Here is a 22,930-nt window from a genome sequence, read left to right on the forward strand (position 1 = left end):
CCGAAACCGTTGTTCGCCTAGCTGCGGCGGTTGCCGAGGAGCCGCATCAGCATCAGGAAAAGGTTGAGAAAGTCGAGATAGAGCGCAAGCGCCCCCAGGATCGCCTTCTTGCCGACGATCTCGCCCTCTTCGCCCGCTATGTAGAGGCGCTTGATGCGTTGCGTGTCGTATGCGGTGAGCCCCGTGAACACGAGCACGCCGATCACTGAAACGACGAACTGCAGCGCCGAGGAAGCCAGGAAGAGATTCACGACCCCCGCGATGATGATGCCGATCAGCCCCATGAACAGAAAGGAGCCGAAGCGTGAGAGATCGGCCCGTGTCGAGTAGCCATAGAGGCTCGTTGCGCCGAAGGTGGCCGCGCTGATGAAGAATACGCGTGCAATGCTCTCGCCCGTATACACGAGGAAGATGCCGGAAAGGGAGAGCCCGACCAGCGCTGCGTAGGCCCAGAAACTGATCTGCGCCGCGCCGAAACTGATGTGCTCGATGCGGAAGCTCAGGAACATGACCAGCGCCAGCGGTGCGAGCAGCACGACCCAGAACAGGGGCGTTCCGACGATCGAGCGGTAAAACCCCGTCGACGCGCCGATGTAGGCAATGGCGCCCGTCAGCGCCAGGCCTCCGGCCATATAGTTGTAGACGCGCCGCACATACTGTCGAAGGCCGACGTCGTCGCCCTCCCATACGCGCTGCGATTCTTCCGCTCGTGCTGCCTTGCGAAAGTCGTTTCCCATGATCAAGTCTCCTCGGATCGCAATCGTGGCGGCCGCGCTTCGTCACGGCCGCCCCCGTGATCAATCTCGCCCGTCGGGCAGTTGAATCAGGCGGAGCCCGCGGGCGGCCCCGATTCCCGATGCGTGGCCGCGGTGGCCCGGGTGCGAGCGCGCAGCGCATCGATCTCGTCGAGCAGATCGAGCGCGAGCGCGATGCCTGGCGGGTTGATCATCAGGTCCCGGGACAGGCGCTGCGCGATCGCGACGCGGCGCAGCACCGCGCCGCTGAAACGCCACTCTCGCGGACCGGCGCCGATCGGATCGAGCGCGCCCTCCGCGACCCACAGCGTCACTTCTTCCTCGGACGCGCCGCTCATCCGGCACAGCTCGACAAACGTCAGTTCGACGCACTCGTCGATGACCTGTCCTTGCAGACAGGCGGTTTCGGATTCTTTCATCATGCATCACCCGTAAAAATGCGCGCGCGGGTCGAAATCGAACGACTGGCGCATGGTGTCGTAGGCGGCCTTGCTCCGCTCGCTGTCGGCGGGCGGCAGCACGATATTCAGCTTCACGTACAGGTTGCCGGGCGGATCGCCGGGAATCCCCTTGCCTTTCAATCGCAGCCGTCTTCCGGATGGCGAATTCCCGGGCACGGTCACCGCGACCTCGCCGTCGGGCGTCGGCGTCGTGACCGTTGCGCCGAGTGCCGCTTCCCACGGCGCGACCGGGAGATCGACCGTCACATCCCGGTCGTCCACCTGAAACCGCGGATGGTCGCGAAACACGATCTCGAGATACAGGTCGCCGGGCGCGCCGCCGCCATGCGCTGCACCGCCCTGTCCCGCCAACCGGATGAACTGTCCGGCCCGGATGCCTTTCGGGATGGCGACGTTCAGCGTCCGCGGTTGCAGCCGCACGTGACCCTGTGGGTCGACGACCGGCACGCTCAGCGAAATGACGCGCTGCGCGCCGCGATACGCGTCTTCCAGATCGACGACGAGCTTCGCATGGTGATCGCGCCCGGCGTTGAGCGGCCGATCCTGCCTGGCCCGCCCGGCGGCGAAGATCGACGCCAGATAGTCGTCGAAGTCGGGCGGCGCACCGGTTCCGCTGAATTCGAACCCTTCGTCCCAGTTCGGCTGCGGGTGAAATGCGTCGCCGCCATGCCATCCGGAGCCGAGTCTGTCGTAGGCAGCCCGCTTCTCGGGGTCCTTCAACACCTCGTAGGCCTGCCCGACTTCCTTGAAATTCGCTTCGGCATCCTGATGCTTGCTGACGTCGGGGTGATATTTGCGCGCGAGCTTGCGATACGCCCGCTTGATGTCGTCCTGAGTCGCGTCGCGCGCCAGGCCCAGCACTTCGTAATAGTCTTTGTATTCCATGAGAAAGATCTGGCGGTAAGAGCGATGGACCGGTCGGCGCATGCGTCGCTGCAGCCTGGCCGAGACGGCGCTCCGTGCCGCGAATTCCGGCATGGCGCGGCACGGCGGTGCGAACGTATCGTCCACGCGCGTTCACGCACCCTCCTTCGCAGCGTATTCAGCGATCCTGCAACGGGGATTGATCCATCTCAACGCGCACGCCGATGTCGCGACGGTCCCGCGGCGCGCGTGGACGAAGCTTCCCGGGCGCCGGGCGCCGAGTGTCGAGTGCACCTGGCCCCGGACCGGGCGGATTCGCCGCAGCGGCGCATGGCCCGGGCGCCTGCGCGTGCAACCGGCCGGATCGCGCCCGCCCGGGCGATACCTGACCCACTCGCATGAACCCGATCCGGCCCCCCGCGCCATCGGCCGTCCCGAGCGGCTCAGGCCATGCTTGACCCATGTCAACGGCCCGCCGGCCAGCGTGGCCGACGATGTGACGAAACCGAACGGGGGACCCACTTTGGAGCACCATGCGGACATCCTGCACGGCAGACACTGGCACCCGCGCGCGCCCGACTGGCGCGACCCGCTTGCCGTGCTGCTGGTGCTCGGCCTGGTGGTGCTCGTCGGCGCCGGCGCGCGGCAGATGGTCGGCCCTCTCGCGATCGCGCAGCACGCGAGCGTCACGCTCGCGCCCGACGCATTGCCGGGATACACGCTGCGCACGGTGATGCGCATGCTGGCCGCGCTGTTCGCGTCGCTGTGTTTCACCTTCACCTACGCGACGCTCGCGGCGAAGAGCCGCCGCGCGGAAATGGTGCTGATTCCGCTGCTCGACGTCCTGCAATCGGTGCCGATTCTCGGTTACCTGTCGTTTACGGTGGTGTTTTTCGTGTCGCTGTTTCCCGGCAATCTGCTCGGCGCCGAACTGGCGGCGATTTTCGCGATCTTCACGAGCCAGGCATGGAACATGGCTTTCAGTTTCTACCAGTCGCTGCGGATGGTGCCGCACGATCTGGACGAAGCGAGCCGCAGCCTGCGGCTGTCGGCATGGCAACGATTCTGGCGGCTCGAGGTGCCGTTCGCGATGCCCGGCCTGATCTGGAACACGATGATGTCGATGTCGGGCGGATGGTTCTTCGTGGTTGCCTCCGAAGCGATTTCGGTCGGCAACCTGCAGATCGCGCTGCCGGGCGTCGGTTCGTATGTCGCGCGGGCGATCGAGCAGCGCGATCTCCACGCGGTCGGCTATGCGATTCTCGCGATGACCGTCGCCATCGGGCTCTACGACCAGTTGCTGTTTCGGCCGATGGTCGCCTGGGCCGACAAGTTCCGCTTCGAGCAGACGGCCAGCCGAAGCGCGCCGCACAGCTGGGTGCTCGATCTGCTGCGGCGCTCCAGCCTGATTCGGCAGGCCAGCGCGCCGCTCGGCTCGATCCTGCAGCGGGCCGCGCACGCGCGCCTCGCGTTGCCGCGGCATGCGCTCACGCCGCGTCTGCCCTTGTCCCGGCGCGCGGGCGACGCGATCTGGCTGGCCTCGTGCGCCGCCGGCCTCGCTTGGCTGGTCTCGGTCCTGCTGCGCGTCGCCGTGCCGCGCCTGATGTGGAGCGATGTCGCCGTCGTCGCGCACGACGGCATGCTGACCTTGGCGCGGGTCGTCGTGCTGATCGCGATCGCGTCGATCGTCTGGGTGCCGCTCGGGGTGCTGATCGGACTGCGGCCAAGGTTGACGGAGCGCGTGCAGCCGATTGCGCAGTTTCTCGCGGCATTTCCCGCCAACCTGCTGTTTCCGATGGCGGTGTTCCTGATCGTACGCTTCGGCCTCGCGCCGAAGATCTGGTTGAGCCCGCTCATGATCCTGGGCACGCAGTGGTACATCCTGTTCAACGTGATCGCGGGCACGACCGCGCTGCCGAACGATCTGCGGGAAGCCGCCGCGAGCCTGCGCCTGCGGCCGCATGCGTGGTGGCGCAAGGTGGTGCTCCCCGGCATTTTTCCGTATTACGTCACGGGTGTGATCACGGCATCGGGTGGCGCGTGGAACGCCAGCATCGTGTCCGAAGCGGTCAGCTGGGGGCCGACCGCGCTCGACGGAGGCGGGCTCGGCGCCTACATCGCACACATGACCGTTGCGGGCGATTACCTGCGCATCGCACTCGGCATCACGATGATGTCGATCCTGGTGATCGCCACCAACCGCCTGCTGTGGCGTCCGCTCTATGTGTATGCGGAACGCCGCGCCCGACTGGATTGAGTCCGCCCATGTCCGAGCTTACGCCTGCTTCCATCCAGCCCGACGCCGCGCCGGCAATTCGCGAAGCGCCGCCCGTGATCGAACTGCACGATATCTGCATGTCGTTCGCCAAACCCTCGGGCGCACCGCTGCCGGTACTGGCCGGCGTCGACCTGACGCTGCGCGAAGGCGAGATTCTTGGCTTGCTGGGGCGGTCGGGGTCCGGCAAATCCACGCTGCTGCGCATCGCGGGCGGCCTCATCAAGCCCTCGTCCGGCCAGGTCCGTTATCGCGGCGCGCCGCTCGCGGGCCCCGCGGAAGGGATCGGGGTCGTGTTCCAGACGTTCGCGCTCTACCCGTGGCTGACCGTGCTGGACAACGTCGAGCTGGGACTGGACGCGAGCGGCTTGCCGCGCGACGTCGTTCGCCGGCGCGCGTTGTCGGTCATCGAGCTGATCGGTCTCGACGGCTTCGAATCCGCATTTCCACGCGAACTCTCGGGCGGCATGCGGCAACGCGTCGGGTTTGCGCGCGCGCTTGTCGGCGAACCGGCGCTGCTGTTGATGGACGAGCCGTTTTCGGCGCTCGACGTGCTGACCGCCGACACGCTGCGCCTGGATTTCCTGGATCTCTGGGCCGCGCGGCAGTTGCCGACCAAGGCGGTATTGCTCGTCACGCACAACATCGAGGAAGCGGTGCAGATGTGCGACCGCGTGCTCGTGCTGGGCGCGCATCCCGGCCAGATCGTCGCCGAGCTCGAGATTCCGCTGCCGCATCCGCGCCAGCGTCTCGACAGCCAGTTCCAGGCGCTCGCCAACGAAATCTATGCGATCCTGACCGCGCGGCTCGTCGAATCGCTCGATGCGCAGCGCAAGGGACTGCCCGATTTCACGCAGCGGCTGCCGATGGTGTCGAGCCACCGCATCGACGGCTTCATCGAGACGCTCGCCGCCGGCTCGACCAACGGCTACACCGAACTGTCGAAGATCGCCGGGCCGCTGCTCAAGGTGAACGAACTGCTGCCCGCCGCCGCCGCGCTGCATCTGCTGGCGTTCGCGGAACTGCACGACGGAGCGATACGGCTGACCGCCGCCGGCCGGGTCTATGCGCAGGGACATGCGGCCGACCGCAAGCGGCTGTTGCGCGAGCATCTCGAGCATTTCGTCCCGCTTGCCAGCCACATCCGGGCAATCCTCGACGAGCGAGACGGTCACCGGGCGCCGCGCGAGCGTTTCGAGCTCGAACTGGAAGATCACCTGAACCGGCAGGACGCCACGGATACGCTGCGAACCGTCATCGACTGGGGCCGCGCGTCGGGGCTCTACACCTACGACGACGCGACCCGCATGTTCGGAGCCGGCGATGACTAGGCGCGAAACCCGCCGGAACCGCGCCGGCGCGCCCGTCCGCGGACTCGTGCGGACACGGCGGCGAGCCCGGACCGGGGCGGCAGCCGCATCCGGCGGCCGGACGCCCTTCATGCGCGATTCATTGTCGAATCCCACGGAAATCATGTCGCTTGCCGTGCTCCCTCGCCGTTTGGGCCCGCTGCGAAAGCAGAACCGGTTGCGGGCCGCCCGCCGTCACGCGCGGCGGCTCGACGCGGCGCTGCGGCGCGCGTCCTTCTACCCGCACCCTGCCGGCCGGATCGAACGAATCGAGACACATCTGTCGGTGGTCTACCTGGCCGGACGTTTCGCCTACAAGCGGCTCAAGCCGCTCGACCTGGGCTTTGCCGACTTCAGACCCCTCGCCGCCCGGCGCCGCAGCTGCGCCGCCGAGCTGGTCCTGAACCGGCCGCTGGCGCGCGAACTCTATCTGGCCGTCATGCCGCTCGAACGCACGCGGCGCGGTTGCCGGCTTGCCGGCTGCGATACGCGTGCGGTGGCGGCCATCGACTATCTGGTGAAGATGCGCCGTTTCGACCAGGCAGCGCTGTTTTCCCGCCTGCTTGCGGCGGGAGCGCTCACGAACGCTGATATCGACCGCGTCGCGGCCCGGCTCGCGAGCTTTCATGCGCGCGCCAGCAAGGACGTGCCGTCCGCCGCGTTCGGCAGCGCGGCCTTGCTGCACGCGCAACTCGACGCCGTGCTCGCGTCGTTCGCGGTCGGGCCGATGGCCCTGCCTGCCGCGCTGCGGGACAGCTATCGACACAGCTGCACGGCACTCGCCCGTCATCTCGATGCGCGCCGCGCGGACGGCTTCGTGCGCGCCTGCCATGGCGACCTGCATCTCGACAATCTGGTCCGCCGGGGCACCGACGTGCTGATGTTCGACTGCATCGAATTCAGCGACGCACTCCGCTGGATCGACGTCGTCAACGACCTGGCATTCCTGGCGATGGATCTGTGCGCGCACGGCCGCGCCGATCTCGCCCGTCGCCTGCTCAATCGCTGGCTGGAGGCGACCGGCGATTTCGCCGGCCTCGCGGCGCTGCCGCTGTACGTCGGCTATCGCGCGCTGGTGCGCGCGCAGGTGGCCGTGCTGCGCGCCGGTTCGGGCGGCCCGCGACTCACATCGGCACAAAACGACGACCTGCGCGTGGCCGGACGTTACATTGCGCTCGCCGCGCGCGTCGCAGACCGGCCGCCGCCGTATCTGCTGCTATGCCACGGCGTGTCCGGCTCCGGCAAATCCGTCGCAAGCCGCGCACTCGCCGATCTGATCGGCGCGGTCCGCGTGTCGAGCGACAGCGAACGCAAACGCACGCATCCGCTCGCTCCCGTCGAGCGCGGCGCATTGTCCGACAGCGCCTATGCGGCGCGCGCGATCGACGCCCAATACGATCGGCTGCGCGCGATCGCGGAAACCACGCTGCGGGCAGGCTACCCGACGATCGTCGACGCCACCTTCCTGACCCACGCCCGCCGCGCGCGCTTCGTCGCGCTTGCCGAGGCGCTTGGCGTACCGGTGTTCATCCTCGATTTCCGCGCCGGCCGGGCCTGCATGGCCGAACGCGTCAAGCGGCGCTGGCTGGCCGGAAGCGACGCGTCCGATGCGGGGCCGGCGGTGCTGGACGCGCAATGGCGCGACGCCGAGCCGTTGACGCCGCACGAAGCGGCGATCTCGCTTTCCTTCGACACGGAGGTGCCGATCGATCGATTCCTGTCAGCGGGATACTGGCGGCCGCTGCTGGCCGCGTTGCACGCGGAACGGGTGCGCGCCGCCGCAGACGCGACGAAGCGCTCGTGCGTCGATTCGTTGCCGGGGACGGTGCCGGCCTTCCCCGGTTGATTCGAGAACTGCGCAACTGCGCAACAGTGCTACGTGCGCCGAAGGCGGCGCGCATCGTTTTCCACGTTGCGGAGCCGCTATCCGCGTTACCGACGATCCCGCCGCCGGCCGCGGTCGGGCAGCGGCGGACATGTCCGGCGTGGGCCCTGCCAAATCGGCAAGATCGGCAAGATCGGCAAGATCGGCAAGATCGGCAAGATCGGCAAGATCGGCAAGATCGGCAAGCCGTATGACGAATTCGCCTGCCGGCCGTTGCACCGGCTTGATGACGATCAAGCGCCGCGCCGCGACTCACCGTACGGTGGATGCTGATCGATTCGTCGCGAATCGCACTGTCTTCCATGCGGCACGGCCGCTTTCAGGGGCGTTGCATGACCCAAGCCGACCTGGCCTCCCCCGCCCCGCTTTCCGACGCACTGCTGCATCGCATGAACGCGTGGTGGCGGGCCGCCAACTATCTGTCGGTCGGGCAGATCTATCTGCTCGACAATCCGCTCCTTCGCGAGCCGCTGCAGATCGCGCACGTCAAGCCTCGTCTGCTCGGTCACTGGGGCACGACGCCGGGGCTGAACTTCATCTACGCGCACCTGAACCGGGTGATCAACGCACGCGACCTGGACATGCTGTTCATCGCCGGGCCGGGCCACGGCGGCCCCGGCGTGCTTGCCAACGCATGGCTCGAAGGGGTGTACAGCGACACCTATCCGAACGTGCCGCAAAACGCCGAGGGCATGGCGGCGCTGTTCCGCCAGTTCAGCTTCCCCGGCGGCGTACCGAGCCACGTCGCACCGCAGACGCCGGGCTCCATTCATGAAGGCGGCGAACTGGGCTACTCGCTGTCGCATGCGTTCGGCGCGGCGTTCGATCATCCCGGGCTGATCGTCGCCTGCGTCGTGGGCGACGGCGAGGCGGAAACCGGGCCGCTCGCCACCGCCTGGCACTCGAACAAATTCCTCAATCCGGCATCGGACGGCGCGGTGCTGCCCATCCTGCATTTGAACGGCTACAAGATCGCCAGTCCGTCGATCCTCAGCCGCATCGGACAGGACGAACTGGAGAGCCTGCTGACCGGTTATGGCTATCGGCCGCTGTTCGTCTCGGGCGACGAGCCGATGGCCATGCACCAGCGCATGGCGGCCGCGCTCGACGACGCGCTGGACGACATTCGCGGCATCCAGAACCGGGCGCGCGGCGGACGCGAGCTCGACCGCCCTCGCTGGCCGATGATCGTGCTGCGCACGCCCAAGGGCTGGACCGGCCCGAAGCGCGTCGACGGCCTGAAAACGGAGGGGCACTTCCGGTCGCATCAGGTGCCGATCGCCGACCTGAAACAACCGGGACACCTGCAATTGCTGGAAGCCTGGCTGAGCAGCTATCGCCCCGACGAACTGTTCGACGCGGACGGGCGTCCGTGCGAGGCGATCCGGTCACTGTCGCCGGCCGGATCGCGCAGGATGAGCGCGAATCCGGTGGCGAACGGCGGCGGCGAAGCGCGCGAGTTGCGGATGCCGGATTTCACCCGCCACGCGGTGGCGGTGCCCGCGCCCGGGCAGGTCGATGCGCAGGCCACGCGCGTGATGGGCGGCTTCCTGCGCGACGTGATGTCCGCGAATCTGGCCGACCGGACGTTTCGCGTGTTCGGCCCCGACGAAACGGAATCTAACCGCTTGTCGGCGCTGTTCGACGTCACCGCGCGCACCTGGATGGCCGAGACCGATCCGGACGACGTCCAGCTCGCGCCCGACGGCCGGGTCATGGAGATGCTCAGCGAGCACACCTGCCAGGGTTGGCTCGAAGGTTATCTGCTGACCGGGCGACACGGGCTGATGTCGTGCTACGAGGCGTTCATTCATATCGTCGATTCGATGTTCAACCAGCATGCGAAATGGCTGAAGGCCTGCCGGGAAATCCGCTGGCGGCGGCCGCTGCCGTCGCTCAACTACCTGCTGACATCGCACGTCTGGCGGCAGGACCACAACGGCTTCAGTCACCAGGACCCGGGCTTCATCGATTTCGCGGTCAACAAGAAGGCCGACACGGTGCGCGTCTATCTGCCGCCCGACGCGAACACGCTGCTGGTCGTCACGGATCACGCGCTGCGCACCTGGAACCGGATCAACGTGATCGTCGCCGGCAAGCAGCCGGCGCCGCAATGGCTCGATCTGGATGCCGCGATCCGGCATTGCAGCACCGGCGCGGGCATCTGGGAATGGGCGAGCAGCGACGGCGAGCCGGATGTCGTGATGGCCTGCGCGGGCGACGTGCCGACGCTCGAGACGCTCGCGGCCGTCGACCTGCTGCGCACCCATCTGCCGGCGTTGCGCGTCCGGGTCGTCAACGTCGTCGACCTGATGACGCTGGAGCCCGCCGACGTTCATCCGCACGGGCTGAGCGACGCAGATTTCGACGCGATGTTCACGACCGACCGGCCGGTGATATTCGCGCATCACAGCTACCCCACCCTGATTCACCGGCTGACCTATCGCCGCGCGAATCACGCGAATTTCCACGTGCACGGTTTCATCGAGGAAGGAACGACCACGACGCCGTTCGACATGACGGTCCTCAACCGGGTCGACCGGTTCCATCTGTGCGAGGCCGTGCTCGATCATGCGGGCGAACACGTGCAGTCGGGCGCGCTTTTCAGGCAGTACCTGCGCGACAGGCTGGTCGAGCATCGCCGCCATGTGGACCGGTACGGCGACGACCTGCCGGAAATCCGCGACTGGCGCTGGCCCGCGACGCCGGGAAGCCGGAGCCCGATGCCGTGAGCCGCGCGTATTCGCCGGGAGGCGGCCACGGTCTCGGGCCGATCGCGAACCGCGGCCGCACGCCCCGTCGTTACCCCGCCGACGCGTGCACGAACGAATCGCCCGCCGGCCGGCATCGGCGCGTATCGATGCGATGACGGCCGCACAGCGGCCGGCGCATGTCGTGACCCGGCCGCGCTATCCGGGCGGGATGCGTGCCCCTTTCGAGTCGGACAGCCGGCGGTTGGCGCTTGCGGCTGCTGGCGTACCCGAGCGCCGTCCGCGAGGGTTTTCACCGGCCGTAGCCGCAGTCGGCATTCTTCCCCGGCGGCTGTTCTCCAAACCCTGCCTGACTTTCCATCCCGGGCGATTCCAGTCCGGTCGCGCGCCAGATCGCGAAGAACCGGTCGGCGAGCGCGTTCCCGCATTTGACCTGCATCAAGCGCCGGCTCGGGGCCACGCATAGACTGAGTCGGACTACTTGCCGGACACGCGCGCGACGACTACCGCTCCAATGACACACCGAGACCGGGCGGCCGTGCGCACCGGGGCGACGCCGCGATGCCGCCGCCCGCCGAGCACGGCGGCCCGCTGTCCTCCGAGGACGCGCATACGCTGATTCGCCGGGTCATGAGCCAGTAAAAACCGCGACCGCCGGTGACGGCGACCGCCCTCCTTCATCGATTCGGAGCCCATTGTGCGGATCACGCTGCATCTCGATACTTTCGCCTGCGACAACCCGTCGGCCTATGCCATTCTCTGGATCGACACGGCCACGCGACGCTGGTCGCGCGAAGGTCATGCCGGAATGGACCTGCCCGCGTGGGGGGCACTCGTCCACGAAGGCAGCGCCACCCTGATGACGGGGCCCGACAACGCCGGCACCCTCTGCTGGCTCGACGATCTCGATCTCGACGCACCGTCCGGGCCGTTCGAAGGCCAGGCCGGCTGCGCGCGCTGGCTGCGCGACGCCATGCAGGCGCCAGTGACAGGCACATGGCGGGTGCAGTGGGTCGACGATACGGCGGAGACGCCGGAACACGAGGTATTCACGGGCGACGAGGAAAGTTAATCGGACCAAGGCTGCCGACTGCGCCGGCTCCGTCGACGCGGCGGATCAACACACGCCTGGCGAGTCGCCGCAAACCGCCGCGGGCCGGTGCATCGGGCCATGGCGAAGCACGCCCGATGCGCGGGACGTGTCAGCGAGAGTTTTCGTGGGTTCCAGTGGCCGCGCTCGTGCCGAGTTGCCGCTCGGCGAGGTCGAATGCCCGCTCCAACGCGTTCATGGGATCCGTGCCCGTCATATGCGGAACGGGACGGAGTTCCCCGTTGCGCGTGATCAGATCGAGTCGTACGTCATACCTCGGCTGGCGAGTCGACGCGCCCATGGCCTCGATCGCGAGATGGCAGCCGGCCAGTTGCGGACTGAACTGCTCGAGGCGCATCAGCTGGATGCTCGCTTCCGCTTCCAACTGAGTCGACCCGGCGAAGCCGAAGTAAGCGATTTGCATCCAGATTCCCATGTTCAGCTCCTGTTGATTGCGCCGATTGATGGCGAGAGCCGGTTCATCAGTGTGGTGCGCTCGCAATACTTGATTTCGTACTCGTACGTCAATCTTCCATGGCCACGGCACTGCCTTGTTGATGTGCGTCAACCGACGGACATCACCGCACGCTGCCCGACAACCGGCGCCGGTCGCGCAACGAACCGGCGGCTTGCGCCGACCGTGGTCAAGCAACGGATCGCACGCTTTCACCGTGAAACCGGACAGGCCGGAGTGCCGCAGGAGCCGCGACGAAGAAACCCGCACCGATCGCTGCGTCGCTATCGCCCCGGGCCGCCGGCATCAGGCGGGGCCGGGGCGCTCGAGCGCACGCCGGCCCGCTCGGTATGCGGGGCGGACAACTGAATCTTCGGCGACACGCAGGGATGGACCCGCACGAACGTCGGGTCGGCTTCGACGGGAGGCCGCGCACCGGCATGCGCGCCTGCGCCGGATGCGAGGCCGGCAGCCGGTTGATCAGGAGCCTGTCGACATGGCAGCGCACCCGCAGCTGGCCCGACGGCGTGCCGAACAGCGCGCCGATCGCGACCTTCGCGATGCTGACGATCACGCCGCGATTGTGATTCGGCTCGAAGTCGGTTCCGGGCGTCAGATCTTCACGATGCGCGCCTGACGGAATCGGAGCCCCGGTTCGTCACTCCGTCGTCGGCAATGCCCGGCTCCGCACGTTGGCGATCCGCGTCACGTCGCGAGTGGCCTCAACGCTCCACGAACATGCTTGCCTGACTGACCAGAACCGACGTGCCCGCCGTGTCGTCGACGAGCCGTGCGATATCCGAGAGCGCGCCGATTGCCGCGCGTCGTCCGGTTGTCCGCGCAAAGTCGCAGACTGCCTCGACCTTCGGCCCCATCGATCCGGCCGCGAACTGCAGCGCCGCGAGCGCTTCCGGCGACGTGCGCCGGACCATGCGTGCGTCGGGCGTGCCCCAGTCGAGGTAAACGCCCGCCACGTCGGTTGCGATCACGAACAGGTCTGCGTCGAGCTCGCGCGCGAGGAGCGCCGCACTGCGGTCCTTGTCGATCACCGCCTCGATTCCCCGGTGCCGACCGTCGTTCGCTTTCACGACGGGAATGCCGCCTCCACCCGCGCAGATCACGATAGTGCGGGTCGCGAGCAGCGCGCGCACCGGTTCGATCTCCAGAAAGCGCAGCGGTCGAGGGCTCGGCACGGCACGACGATAACCGCTGCCGTCGGCGACGATCGTCCATCCATTCGAACGTGCCGCTTCGGTCGCAGCCGCCTGCGTCAGCACCGGGCCGACCGGCTTGTCGGGCCGGTCGAAGGCGGCATCGGACGCACTGACCTCGACCATCGTCAGCAGCGTCGCGCATGGGCGCGATGCAGACAGCCGGTTGCGCAATTCGAGTTCGATCAGGTAGCCGATCATGCCTTCGGTCTCGGCGTCGAGCACATCGAGCGGGAAACGTTCGGCAACCGGCGCCTGCCCGGACAATGCCGCGAGCATGCCGACCTGCGGGCCGTTGCCGTGCACGATCACGAGTTCGTTGCCGTGCGCGATGCCCGCGAGCTGGGCGGCGGCCAGTCTCACGTTTTCCTGCTGAGCGGCGGCGGTCATCGCCTCGCCGCGTCGCAGCAGCGCGTTGCCACCCAGGGCGACCACGATACGCATCGGTTCCCCTCCCCTAGCTCGCCAGCGTCGCGACCAGCACGGCCTTGATCGTATGCAGCCGGTTCTCGGCCTGCTCGAAGACGATGGACGCGTCCGACTCGAATACCTCGTCGGTGACCTCCACGCCGTCGGTCAAGCCGAAGCGATCCGCGAGCTGCTTGCCCACTACCGTATGAGCGTCGTGAAACGCCGGCAGGCAATGCATGAACTTCACGCGCGGGTTGCCGGCTGCCGCCAGGAGCGCGGCGTTCACCTGGTACGGCAGCAGCGTGCGAATGCGTTCGACCCAGGCCTCCTCGGGCTCGCCCATCGACACCCACACGTCCGTGTAAATGAAGTCTGCGCCTTTCACGGCCTCCCCAGGCTGCTCGGTCAGCGTGAGCCGCGCGCCGGTTTTCGCGGCGATCTCGCGGCATTGCGCGATCAGCTCGTCATGCGGCCACAGATGCCGCGGCGCGCACAGGCGCACGTCCATGCCGAGCTTCGCGCCGACGATCATCAGCGAATTGCCGGTATTGTTGTGCGCGTCGCCGATGTAGCAATACGCGATCTCGTGCAGCGGCTTGTCGCTGTGTTCGTGCATGGTCAGCACGTCGGCCAGCATCTGGGTCGGATGGAATTCGTCGGTCAGCCCGTTGTAGACCGGCACGCCCGCATACTGCGCGAGTTCCTCGACGATGGCCTGGCCGAAGCCGCGATACTCGATCGCATCGTACATGCGGCCCAGCACGCGCGCCGTATCCTTCATCGATTCCTTGTGGCCGATCTGCGAGCCGGTCGGGTCGATATAGGTGACGTGCGCGCCCTGGTCGTGCGCGGCAACCTCGAACGCGCAGCGCGTGCGCGTGGAGGTCTTCTCGAAGATCAGCGCGATGTTCTTGCCGGTCAGGCGCGGCTGCTCGGTTCCCGCATATTTCGCCCGCTTCAGGTCGCGGGACAGGTCGAGGAGATAGCGGATCTGGCGCGGCGTGTAGTCGATCAGCGTCAGGTAGCTGCGGTTGTGTACGTTGAACATGGTGAGATTCCGTCTGTCGATATCGGCGCAAAATGCGCGGTCGAATGTGCGGTCAGAGCGCGATCGGATCGCGCGCCACCGGGCAGCTGAGGCAATGGCTGCCGCCGCGCCCGCGGCCGAGTTCGCCGCCCGGCAGCTCGATGACTTCGACGCCTGCCTGGCGCATCTTGCGATTCGTGTAGGTGTTGCGGTCGTACGCGAGCACGACGCGGCGATCCAGCGCGAGCACGTTGTTGCCGTCGTCCCATTGCTCGCGTTCGCTCTCGTAGCGGTCGCCCCCCGTCGTCAGCACGCGCAGCGAGCCGACGCCGAGCGCGTTGGCGACGACTTCCAGGAACCGGCCGTCGTGCCGCTCGTAGCGCACCTGCCCGAGCGCGTCGCCGGGGTACAGGCTCGTGCAGCGGATCTCGTCGGCCACGTCCGGATAAATGCTGACGAAGTCCGCGTCGAGGAAGGAGAACACCGTGTCCAGATGCATCGACGCGCGCGACTTCGGCAACTGGCAGGCGATCACGCGCTTCGCGCCGTGGCCGGCAAACAGTGCGCGCGCCACCTGCGTCACGGCTTGCGGGCTCGAACGCTCGCCCATGCCGATCAGCACCACGCCGTTACCGATCGCCATCACGTCGCCGCCTTCGAGCGTCTGGGCGCCGTGATCGACGTCGGGATTGCCCCACCAGGTGCGAACCTGGCCTGCAAAACGCGGATGGAACGCATAGACCGCGGCGAGCAGCAGCGTTTCCTTGCGCCGCGCCGGCCAGAACATCGGATGCAACGTCACGCCGCCGTAGATCCACGCGCTCGGATCGCGCTGAAAAATCAGGTTCACGAGCGGCGGAATCACGAAGTCGGACCGCTCCAGATAACCGCCGAACAGGCCGCGCGCGTCGAACGGCAGCTCCGATTTGGCGACGCCGCCGATCAGTGCGTCGGCAAGCCGCTGCGCCGGCATCGATTCGAGCCATAACCTCAGTTCCCGCAACATGCCGGTGCCGACTTCCTCCTCGGTGATGCGGCGATCGAGGATCCAGTCTCGCGCGTTGGTATCGAGACAGACTTCGGCCAGCAGGTGCTGGAATTCCAGCACTTCCACGTCCCGTTCGCGCAGCACACGCACGAAGGTCTGGTGATCCTCGATCGCCTTGTCGACCCACAGCACGTCGTCGAACAGCAAGGAGCCGCAGTTGGCCGGCGTGAGCCGCCGATGAGCGAGGCCCGGCGCGCACACCATCACGGTGCGCAGCTTGCCGGCTTCGGAGTGAACGCCCAATGTCATGGTTTGATGGTCCTTGATCCTGAAGTAGTGGTTCGATCGCGACGGCGGTCGGGAGTCGCATGCGGCCGTCGCGTCCATGCCCGCCGTCGAGATTCCGGGTCACGCTGTCGAAACCCGGAAGCCGGCGGGCGCGCGCATCAGCCGACCGACACGATGCCCTTCGCGAACAGCACGACCGCGCTCACCGCGACCGCAAGCAGCACGACGGCCGCGACGCGTTCGCGAGCGGTGAAGACGTTCGACTGCGGATCCTTCTCGCGCTGCGCATACCAGAACACCGGGATGCCGACGACGAAGAAAATGGTGGACATCAGCAGATAGGTCGGGCCGGCCGCATAGAGCAGCCAGGCCGCATAAACGGTTCCCAGCACGCCGGTCCAGATCGACGCGCGCTTGCCCTCGCCCGCCCGCTCGTGAAAGCCCTTTTGCGTGGCGCACTTCCACAGAAAGCCGGTGCTCGCGAGATACGGCGGCAGGATCATGACCCCGGCCACACTGATGAGCCAGATCCATGCGTCATGCGCGAACAGCACGACGAACATCATCACCTGCATCACCGCGCTCGACAGCCATAACGACGGCGCGGCCGCGTGATGCCGGTTCTCGCGGGACAGGAAGCGCGGGAAAATGTTGTCCTTGGCAGCCGCAAAGGGCAGTTCGGCGACGAGCACCGTCCACGCGAGCCAGCAGCTCAGTACCGAAAACAGCAACGCGACGACGATGAAGATCGCGCCCCAGTGCCCGACGAGCTGTTCCAGCACATACGCGGAGGACGGATTCTGCAGGCCGGCCAGCTGGTGCTGGGACATGACGCTGAACGGCAGCGCCGAAAGCAGGAAGTAGAGCGTCGTGCAGACCGCGAGCCCGATGAACGTCGCGGTACCGACTTCGTGCTGGTTGCGCGCCCGATCGGACACGACCACGGCGCCCTCGATGCCGATGAACACCCACAGCGTGACCAGCATCGTGCTCTTGATCTGCGCGAGCGTGCTGCCCAGGTGTTGCTGCTGCCCCCAGACGTCGAACGTGAAGTGCCCTTTCTGGAAGAACAGCGCGATCACGACGATCGCGATCGACAGCGTGACGATGTTGACGATGCTCGCCATCGTATTGAGGATCGCCACCCGCTTCACGCCGGAGAGCACCATGAAGTGCAAGACCCAGATCAACAGCGACCCGCCCACGATCGACTGCCAGTTCTTTCCGTCGAGCACCGGGAAGAAATATCCCAGCGTCTGCATGATGAGCACCGCGAACGCGACGTTGCCGAATGCGGAACTGAGCCAATACCCCCACGCCATCTCGAAGCCGGCGAACTTGCCGAAACCTTCTCGTGCATAGGAATAGATGCCGGCAGTCAGGTCGGGACGCTGGTCCGCCAGCGTGCGGAACGCGTTGGCCATGAAGAACATGCCGACGAGCGTGATGGCCCATGCGATCGCAATGGCGCCCAGGCCGGCGCCCGCGGCCATGTTCTGCGGAAGGTTGAAGGCACCGCCGCCGATCATCGAGCCGACGACGATGCCGCTCAACAGCAGCAGGCCGAGCTTGCGCGTTTCCGGGCCGCCGGCCGCCGGCTTCGACGGCTGCTGGCCGTCGACCGGCGGTTTTTCGACTACAGGTTGGCTCATACCAGTTCTCCGAATGCGTTGACTTGGCCTGGCCACGGCATGCGACTGGATGCTGCGACGTCGCACCGTAACGGGCACTCTTCCCGGCTGCGGGCAGCGCAACCGGCCGATGCGTTTTCGTCGAAACGAACGGGAAACGCGTCGGTAACAAACCGTGGTCCAATCAGGAAGAATTGGAGTCCTACTTATATCGATCGATGCGACCGGGATCGAAGCAAACCGGATATCGACGGCATCACTCGACAGGCAAGCGGGGTATGCCGGTGCAGACGCAACGCCGACCTCGCGAGTGCGGCGAGCGGATCGTGGCGCCCACCGATTCCAATGACGATAGTAGGTACCGAATCGCCGGTGTCGGTTGACTCATGTCAAGGGGAAACCAGGGTGCGGCAACGCAGACGAGCGGGGAGCCCGCAGCGGTCGGCGGCGGATTGGCGAATGAGTCGACTTCGGGCGCCCGATTCCATCGGGCCGTTCAATCGGGCTCGTCGGCCTCCACCGCTGTCAGCGGCATCCTGATCCTGACTGCGAAGCCTTGTCCGGGCGCAGTCTCGATGTGCACTTCTCCGCCCAACCGCTCGGCACGCTCGCGCATGCCGAGCAAGCCATACGACTTCAATCCGGGGCGCACGTCGCTCGCGGCACCGCGGCCGTTGTCCGCGATCGTCACGAAACAGTACGGTTCCTCTCGCGAGATGCCGATCGTGACCTCGGTCGCGCCCGAATGGCGCGCACTGTTCGTCAGCGCCTCCTGCACCATCCGGAACACGGCAGTCGCACTCTCGCGGTTGAATGCGATCCGGTTCGCATCGATGCGCCTGATTACGCGAACGCCATACCGTGACGAGAAATCTTCGATCAGCCAGTCGACGGCGGGCACCAGCCCGAGATCGTCGAGCATCCTCGGTCGCAAATCCGCCGCGATGCGCCGCACCGAAACGACGATCTGGTCGATCATCGAATACAGGTTGCGGACCATTGCCTCGGGCGATCCGGCTTCCGCACCGTTGAGTTTGTTTTCGAGAACCGCGGTCGCCATCTTGAGTGCGGTCAACTGCTGCCCCAGGTCGTCGTGCAGCTCGCGTGCGATGCGAGCCTTTTCCTCTTCCCGCGCCAGCAGAATGCTGGCCGACAGGCGCTTCAGTTCCTCGCGCGATTCACGCAACTGCTCGTCGGCGTGCCTGCGATCCGAGATGTCCATGATCCAGCCCACCATCCGGTAGGGCTCGTCCGTGCTGTTCCACAACGCCTGCCCTCTGGACTGGATCCACCGGAACTCGCCGGACCTGGTACGGACGCGGTATTCGACGTCATAGGTACATTCGTGCAACAAATGCCGATTGAGGATCGACATCACGCGGTCGATATCGTCGGGATGGATTGCATCGAGATGCGCACGCGCATCGTTCGGCAATTCGCGATCGTCGTAACCCATGATCTCGTGGAAGTGCGCCGAAAGATACATGGCGCCGGTGAGCAGGTTCCAGTCCCACAGTCCGGCTGCGGCACCGCTCACCGCGAGTTGAAATCGCTCTTCGCTCGCGGCCAGCTCAACCGACACACGGTGCCGCTCGATCGCGTAACGGATCGCGCGGCCCAGCAGAGCGGGTTGAATGTCTTTCTTGAGCAGATAGTCCTGTGCGCCCTCCTGGATCGCCAGCAATCCCGACGACAGATCGTCGAGCCCGGTGAGCACGATAATGGGCACTTCCGGTTTTGCCGCATGAAGCCTGCTGAACGTGTCGAGGCCCTGCGAATCCGGCAGGCCGAGATCGAGCAGCGCAACGTCGAAATGCTCTGCGTGGAAACGATCCACCGCCTGCGACAAACGCTCGACATGGTGAAGCACCGACACGAAGTCCTGCACTTCGGACAGGGTTTCCCGAATCAGGAATGCATCGGTCGGACTGTCCTCGACGAGCAGGACCCGAACCTCGTTGAGCGGCGTGTTCATTGCCTGGCGGGCGGCAGCGTGACCACGCCGAACCAGAAGTCGCTGATTCGGCGCACCACATCGGCGAACTTCGCGAAGTCGACCGGTTTGGTGATGTAGCAATTGGCGTGCAGACCGTAGGACTTCACCACGTCCTCTTCCGATTTCGAGGTCGTCAGGATGACGACGGGAATCTTCCGCAGTTCGGGGTCGTCCTTCAGTTCCTGAAGGACTTCGCGGCCGCTCTTCTTCGGGAGGTTCAGGTCCAGGATGATGAGGCCCGGCCGGCGTGCGCCCTGGTACTGCCCTTCCCCGCGGAGGTACGACATCGCGGCCACGCCGTCTTCGACGACCTTCAGCGGGTTGAGGACCTTGTAGTACTCGAGTCCCTCGCGGGTCATCATCACGTCGGTGGGGCTGTCCTCGACGAGCAGGATATCGACGAGACCGTCAAGCGATTCGATTGGCATTGGCTCTCTCCTCAAATGACTTCGGCGTTCGGACCGGTCCGCGCCCCGGCGGGCAGCGTGAAAAGAAAGGTCGCGCCCTTTCCGGGCTCGGACTCGACCCAAATCCGGCCACCGTGACGCTCCACGATGCGCTTGCACAACGCGAGCCCGATGCCGGTGCCGGGATAATCTCGACGCGTATGCAGGCGCTGGAAGATAAGGAAGATACGCTCGAAATACTGGGCATCGATCCCGATTCCATTGTCCTCGACACGGAACAGCCATCCATCGGCGCCCGGTTCCGCACCGACCCGGATCTGCAGCGGCTCGTCGTTGCGGCGGAACTTGACCGCATTTCCCACCAGATTCTGAAACAGCAACGTGAGCTGCGACGGAATGGCCTGCACGGTCGGGAGGAAACCGCGGTGAACTTCGGCTCCGGCCTCCTCCAATGCCACGGCGAGATTGTTCAACGCATTGTCGAGCGCGGCGGCGCACTGCATCGACTGGAACGGATTGTCGGATCGGCCCACTCGCGAATACGCGAGAAGATCCTCGATCAGCGCCTGCATGCGGGTCGCGCCTTCGACGGCATGGCCGATGTATTCGTCGGCACGCGCATCCAGTTGCCCCTGGTAGCGGCGCTGCAGCAACTGCAGCGGCCCGGCCACGGCGCGCAGCGGTTCCTGCAGATCGTGCGACGCCACGTACGCGAACTGCTCCAGATCGCGATTGGAACGGGCCAGTTCGTCGGTGCGTTCGCGCAACGCTTGTTCGGCACGGATGCGTTCCGTGATGTCGACGATCGCCGCCAGCACGAACATGCCCTCGTCCGTTTCGATCGGATTGAGCCCGATCTCGACCGGCAGTTCGGTACCGTCGCGGCGCAACCCGGTCAGATGCCTGCCCGCCCCCATGGGCCGACTCTTCGGCGCGGCGAGGAAGGCCGTGCGGTGGCCGGGATGCTGGTCGCGGAACCGGGCCGGCACCAGCCGCTCGATGCTCTGACCGATCAGCTCGTCGCGCGAGTAGCCGAATACACGCTCCGTCTGCGAATTGACGAGCACGATCTGGCCGCCGCGATTCACCATGACCATCGCATTCGGAGCGGCCTCGACGACCAGCCGCAGGCGTTCTTCCGCCCGCTTGCGTTCGCTGATGTCCGTGGAAATGCCGCCGATCGACACGATCCTGCCGCCGGAATCCTTGATCGGAAAACCGACCGACAGAAACGTATGCAGCTGTCCGTCGACGATCACGGTTTCCTCGGTTTCGACGACCTCGCCGGCCAGCACCCGGTCATCGGCTTCTCGATACATGGCCGCACGCTCCGCCGGGAAAAGCTGATCGTCGGTCTTGCCGGAGGCATCCTGCCGGCGGATATGAAATAGGTCTTCAAAGCGCCGGTTCACCAGTGCGTAGCGACGATCCGCTTGCTTGACGCTGATTACCGTCGTCGCATTGTCGACGATGGATTGCAGCTGCTGTTGACTATCGCGTATCGCCAGCTCCGCGCGCTCGTGTTCGGCTACCTTGCGACGCAGCGCTTCATTGACGCTTTCGAATTCCGCGGTGCGCGTCGCAACCCGATGTTCGAGCTCATGGGTGAGCGCCCGCAACTGGCTCTCGGCTGCCTGGCGGGCCGCGATCTCTCGCACCAGATCGCGGTTCGCCTGATCCAGCTGCATCGGGCTCGGCAGCGCAAGCGCCTTCGGCATCAGGGGCCATATGACGACGGCGGTGGCGAGCGATGCCGCCGCGGTAATGGTCTTGACGCTCGCGTCCAGCCAGTACACCGGCTGCCAGATATCGAGAATCGAAATCAGATGCGTGGTGCCGCACGCCAGAATGAATACGGCGAACATCAGGAACAGCCAGCTGAACGGCAGGTCCGTGCGACGACGCGTGAATATCCACAGCGCGACGGGTATCGAATAGTAGGAAAGCGCGATGATTGCGTCCGCAACCACGTATGTCCAGATCAGCCCGGGCGACCACTGGAGGCAATAGCCGTGCGGCGCAAAGCCTGAAGCCACAAAGAATCGAGCAATCGTTTCCACGCGCAATGCTCCTTCCTGGTTGGACCGTCCGGGGCCGGGCTCGGGTTGGCCGGCATTTCCGATACGTCCACAGTCTTCCGAGGAATGATGACGGCATTCTGCCGGCCAGGATTCGAACTCTCGGCTGCCATGCGGTGCCTGACACTATATACAAACCGCCGACGCATCGTGCAAGAAGCAAGCCAGGCGAACGCTTTCGAAACCGCGTGCAGCGCCGAAATCGCGCATCGGGCAGCTCATGTCGCCGGATCGGCCGCTCGAGCATGCCTTTCCCGTTCCCTTTCCCGACACGAACGGCCGGGTTGACGCGAATCAACCGAAAACCGGCATTCGGTACCCACAATCGAGTCCAGCTGTCCGAGACAAACGCGACCGTACATCGGGAATCGACATGAAGACGCTTTCGGTAGCGCTTATTGCCCTGGCGCTGGCGCCGACCAGCGGCAGCCTGTCGCTATTGCGAGACGGCGACAACAAGGTCGCGCTGGCGCTGAATGGCGTCGTCGGCACGTACGACGAGCGCGCCGCGATCGTCGCCGATCTCCTGCAGGTCGAATCCCGCGGAATGAAGGCTCCGAATCAGCGGCTGGCAGCCGTGCGCAACGCTTACGCGACGGTGGCCGCCACGCCCGCCGCGGCTGCGTCGCTTCGGCAGGGCGACGCGCTGCGCTACTACGACGACGCGCAATTCAAACTCGAAATCGCGGTCTCGCGTTTGCTGGCCGTGTCGGATTCAGACCGCAAAATGCTGGCCGACAAGCGCTACCGCGCATTGAAAGTCCGTCTTCGGTCCATCGAGCTGCGAATCGGCATCGCCCGTGAGCAATACGACAACGCCGTCGCCGTCTACAACGCCAGGCTGCATGCCTTTCCGACGCGCGTCTCGGCACGTGTGCTGGGCTTTCATGAAGATCGGACGTTTGCCGATATCGCTTCCCACACGCCGCTGCCGCGTGGCTTGCTTATACCCGGCGCACGCAGCGACCCGTGGGTTTGATACATGCCCGGCGCAGATGTCAAGCGAGGCGCCGCTCGAAACGCATCCCCGCCGAAGTGACTCAGATCAA

General features: G+C 66.0%; 20 protein-coding genes and 1 pseudogene. 9 read left to right on the top strand and 12 right to left on the bottom strand.

From position 1 onward, the window contains the following. Window positions 1–17 precede the first annotated feature (17 nt). From KVT39_RS16030 to KVT39_RS16040, 3 genes are all read right to left on the bottom strand, one after another. Complete coding sequence (locus KVT39_RS16030; RefSeq protein WP_243564571.1) at window positions 18–737, bottom strand: Bax inhibitor-1/YccA family protein; 720 nt, start codon at window positions 735–737, stop codon at window positions 18–20. 86 nt (window positions 738–823) lie between these two features. Continuing rightward, a complete protein-coding gene (locus KVT39_RS16035; RefSeq protein WP_306795585.1) occupies window positions 824–1,177 on the bottom strand; it encodes a chaperone modulator CbpM in 354 nt (117 codons plus the stop codon). A gap of 3 nt (window positions 1,178–1,180) precedes the next feature. Further along, window positions 1,181–2,101 carry a DnaJ C-terminal domain-containing protein gene (locus KVT39_RS16040; RefSeq protein ID WP_034184257.1) on the bottom strand — a complete coding sequence of 307 codons (921 nt, stop codon included), beginning with the start codon at window positions 2,099–2,101 and terminating at the stop codon, window positions 1,181–1,183. 502 nt (window positions 2,102–2,603) lie between these two features. Here KVT39_RS16040 and KVT39_RS16045 point away from each other — a divergent pair. The 5 genes from KVT39_RS16045 to KVT39_RS16065 all read left to right on the top strand — a co-directional run bounded on the left by KVT39_RS16045 (window position 2,604) and on the right by KVT39_RS16065 (window position 10,321). Beyond that, the gene (locus tag KVT39_RS16045; RefSeq protein WP_254640533.1) at window positions 2,604–4,337 is read left to right on the top strand and encodes an ABC transporter permease subunit; all 1,734 of its coding nucleotides are present in this window, start codon (window positions 2,604–2,606) and stop codon (window positions 4,335–4,337) included. A gap of 98 nt (window positions 4,338–4,435) precedes the next feature. Continuing rightward, window positions 4,436–5,686: a nitrate/sulfonate/bicarbonate ABC transporter ATP-binding protein gene (locus tag KVT39_RS16050; protein ID WP_254640534.1), complete on the top strand. Its 1,251-nt coding sequence runs from the start codon at window positions 4,436–4,438 to the stop codon at window positions 5,684–5,686. Between the two features lie 142 nt (window positions 5,687–5,828). Next, window positions 5,829–7,550: a bifunctional aminoglycoside phosphotransferase/ATP-binding protein gene (locus KVT39_RS16055; RefSeq protein WP_254640535.1), complete on the top strand. Its 1,722-nt coding sequence runs from the start codon at window positions 5,829–5,831 to the stop codon at window positions 7,548–7,550. Window positions 7,551–7,616: 66 nt separating this feature from the next. Next, complete coding sequence (locus tag KVT39_RS16060) at window positions 7,617–7,862, top strand: hypothetical protein (RefSeq protein WP_217589567.1); 246 nt, start codon at window positions 7,617–7,619, stop codon at window positions 7,860–7,862. 59 nt (window positions 7,863–7,921) lie between these two features. Further along, window positions 7,922–10,321: a phosphoketolase gene (locus tag KVT39_RS16065; RefSeq protein ID WP_217589569.1), complete on the top strand. Its 2,400-nt coding sequence runs from the start codon at window positions 7,922–7,924 to the stop codon at window positions 10,319–10,321. Between the two features lie 271 nt (window positions 10,322–10,592). Here the strand turns inward: KVT39_RS16065 and KVT39_RS16070 are convergent, their stop codons facing one another. Beyond that, entirely contained in the window at window positions 10,593–10,742 is a 150-nt protein-coding gene (locus KVT39_RS16070) for a hypothetical protein (RefSeq protein ID WP_217589570.1), read from the bottom strand. A gap of 83 nt (window positions 10,743–10,825) precedes the next feature. On the opposite strand from KVT39_RS16070, the pseudogene KVT39_RS38025 reads away from it, so the two are divergent. Beyond that, window positions 10,826–10,942, top strand: a pseudogene (locus KVT39_RS38025) (cytochrome C); the annotation flags it as partial. Between the two features lie 55 nt (window positions 10,943–10,997). Continuing rightward, window positions 10,998–11,372 carry a DUF3564 family protein gene (locus tag KVT39_RS16075; RefSeq protein WP_217589572.1) on the top strand — a complete coding sequence of 125 codons (375 nt, stop codon included), beginning with the start codon at window positions 10,998–11,000 and terminating at the stop codon, window positions 11,370–11,372. Between the two features lie 130 nt (window positions 11,373–11,502). Here KVT39_RS16075 and KVT39_RS16080 read toward each other — a convergent pair whose 3' ends face one another. Further along, the gene (locus KVT39_RS16080; protein ID WP_034184301.1) at window positions 11,503–11,814 is read right to left on the bottom strand and encodes a hypothetical protein; all 312 of its coding nucleotides are present in this window, start codon (window positions 11,812–11,814) and stop codon (window positions 11,503–11,505) included. A 526-nt stretch (window positions 11,815–12,340) separates the two neighbouring features. On the opposite strand from KVT39_RS16080, the gene KVT39_RS16085 reads away from it, so the two are divergent. After that, window positions 12,341–12,481 carry a hypothetical protein gene (locus KVT39_RS16085; RefSeq protein ID WP_165948144.1) on the top strand — a complete coding sequence of 47 codons (141 nt, stop codon included), beginning with the start codon at window positions 12,341–12,343 and terminating at the stop codon, window positions 12,479–12,481. Window positions 12,482–12,566: 85 nt separating this feature from the next. Here KVT39_RS16085 and KVT39_RS16090 read toward each other — a convergent pair whose 3' ends face one another. The 7 genes from KVT39_RS16090 to KVT39_RS16120 form a co-directional block, all read right to left on the bottom strand. After that, on the bottom strand, window positions 12,567–13,499 hold the full coding sequence (locus tag KVT39_RS16090; protein WP_105390109.1) for a carbamate kinase: 933 nt from the start codon (window positions 13,497–13,499) through the stop codon (window positions 12,567–12,569). Window positions 13,500–13,512: 13 nt separating this feature from the next. Beyond that, a complete protein-coding gene (locus tag KVT39_RS16095; protein WP_217589574.1) occupies window positions 13,513–14,514 on the bottom strand; it encodes an ornithine carbamoyltransferase in 1,002 nt (333 codons plus the stop codon). A gap of 52 nt (window positions 14,515–14,566) precedes the next feature. Beyond that, window positions 14,567–15,790: an arginine deiminase gene (locus tag KVT39_RS16100; protein WP_034184251.1), complete on the bottom strand. Its 1,224-nt coding sequence runs from the start codon at window positions 15,788–15,790 to the stop codon at window positions 14,567–14,569. A gap of 137 nt (window positions 15,791–15,927) precedes the next feature. After that, entirely contained in the window at window positions 15,928–17,421 is a 1,494-nt protein-coding gene (locus KVT39_RS16105; RefSeq protein WP_051983825.1) for a basic amino acid/polyamine antiporter, read from the bottom strand. A gap of 475 nt (window positions 17,422–17,896) precedes the next feature. Next, a complete protein-coding gene (locus KVT39_RS16110) occupies window positions 17,897–19,375 on the bottom strand; it encodes a PAS domain-containing protein (RefSeq protein ID WP_217589576.1) in 1,479 nt (492 codons plus the stop codon). Beyond that, a complete protein-coding gene (locus KVT39_RS16115) occupies window positions 19,372–19,824 on the bottom strand; it encodes a response regulator (protein WP_175749453.1) in 453 nt (150 codons plus the stop codon). Before KVT39_RS16115 ends, KVT39_RS16110 begins: the two co-directional genes overlap by 4 nt. 11 nt (window positions 19,825–19,835) lie before the next feature. After that, window positions 19,836–21,863 carry a PAS domain S-box protein gene (locus KVT39_RS16120; protein WP_368858926.1) on the bottom strand — a complete coding sequence of 676 codons (2,028 nt, stop codon included), beginning with the start codon at window positions 21,861–21,863 and terminating at the stop codon, window positions 19,836–19,838. Between the two features lie 391 nt (window positions 21,864–22,254). Between KVT39_RS16120 and KVT39_RS16125 the strand changes: the two genes are divergently transcribed. Continuing rightward, the gene (locus KVT39_RS16125) at window positions 22,255–22,860 is read left to right on the top strand and encodes a LemA family protein (RefSeq protein WP_217589577.1); all 606 of its coding nucleotides are present in this window, start codon (window positions 22,255–22,257) and stop codon (window positions 22,858–22,860) included. Window positions 22,861–22,930 lie beyond the last annotated feature (70 nt).

Source organism: Burkholderia sp. GbtcB21, from assembly GCF_019091065.1.
Classification (GTDB): domain Bacteria; phylum Pseudomonadota; class Gammaproteobacteria; order Burkholderiales; family Burkholderiaceae; genus Burkholderia; species Burkholderia pyrrocinia_C.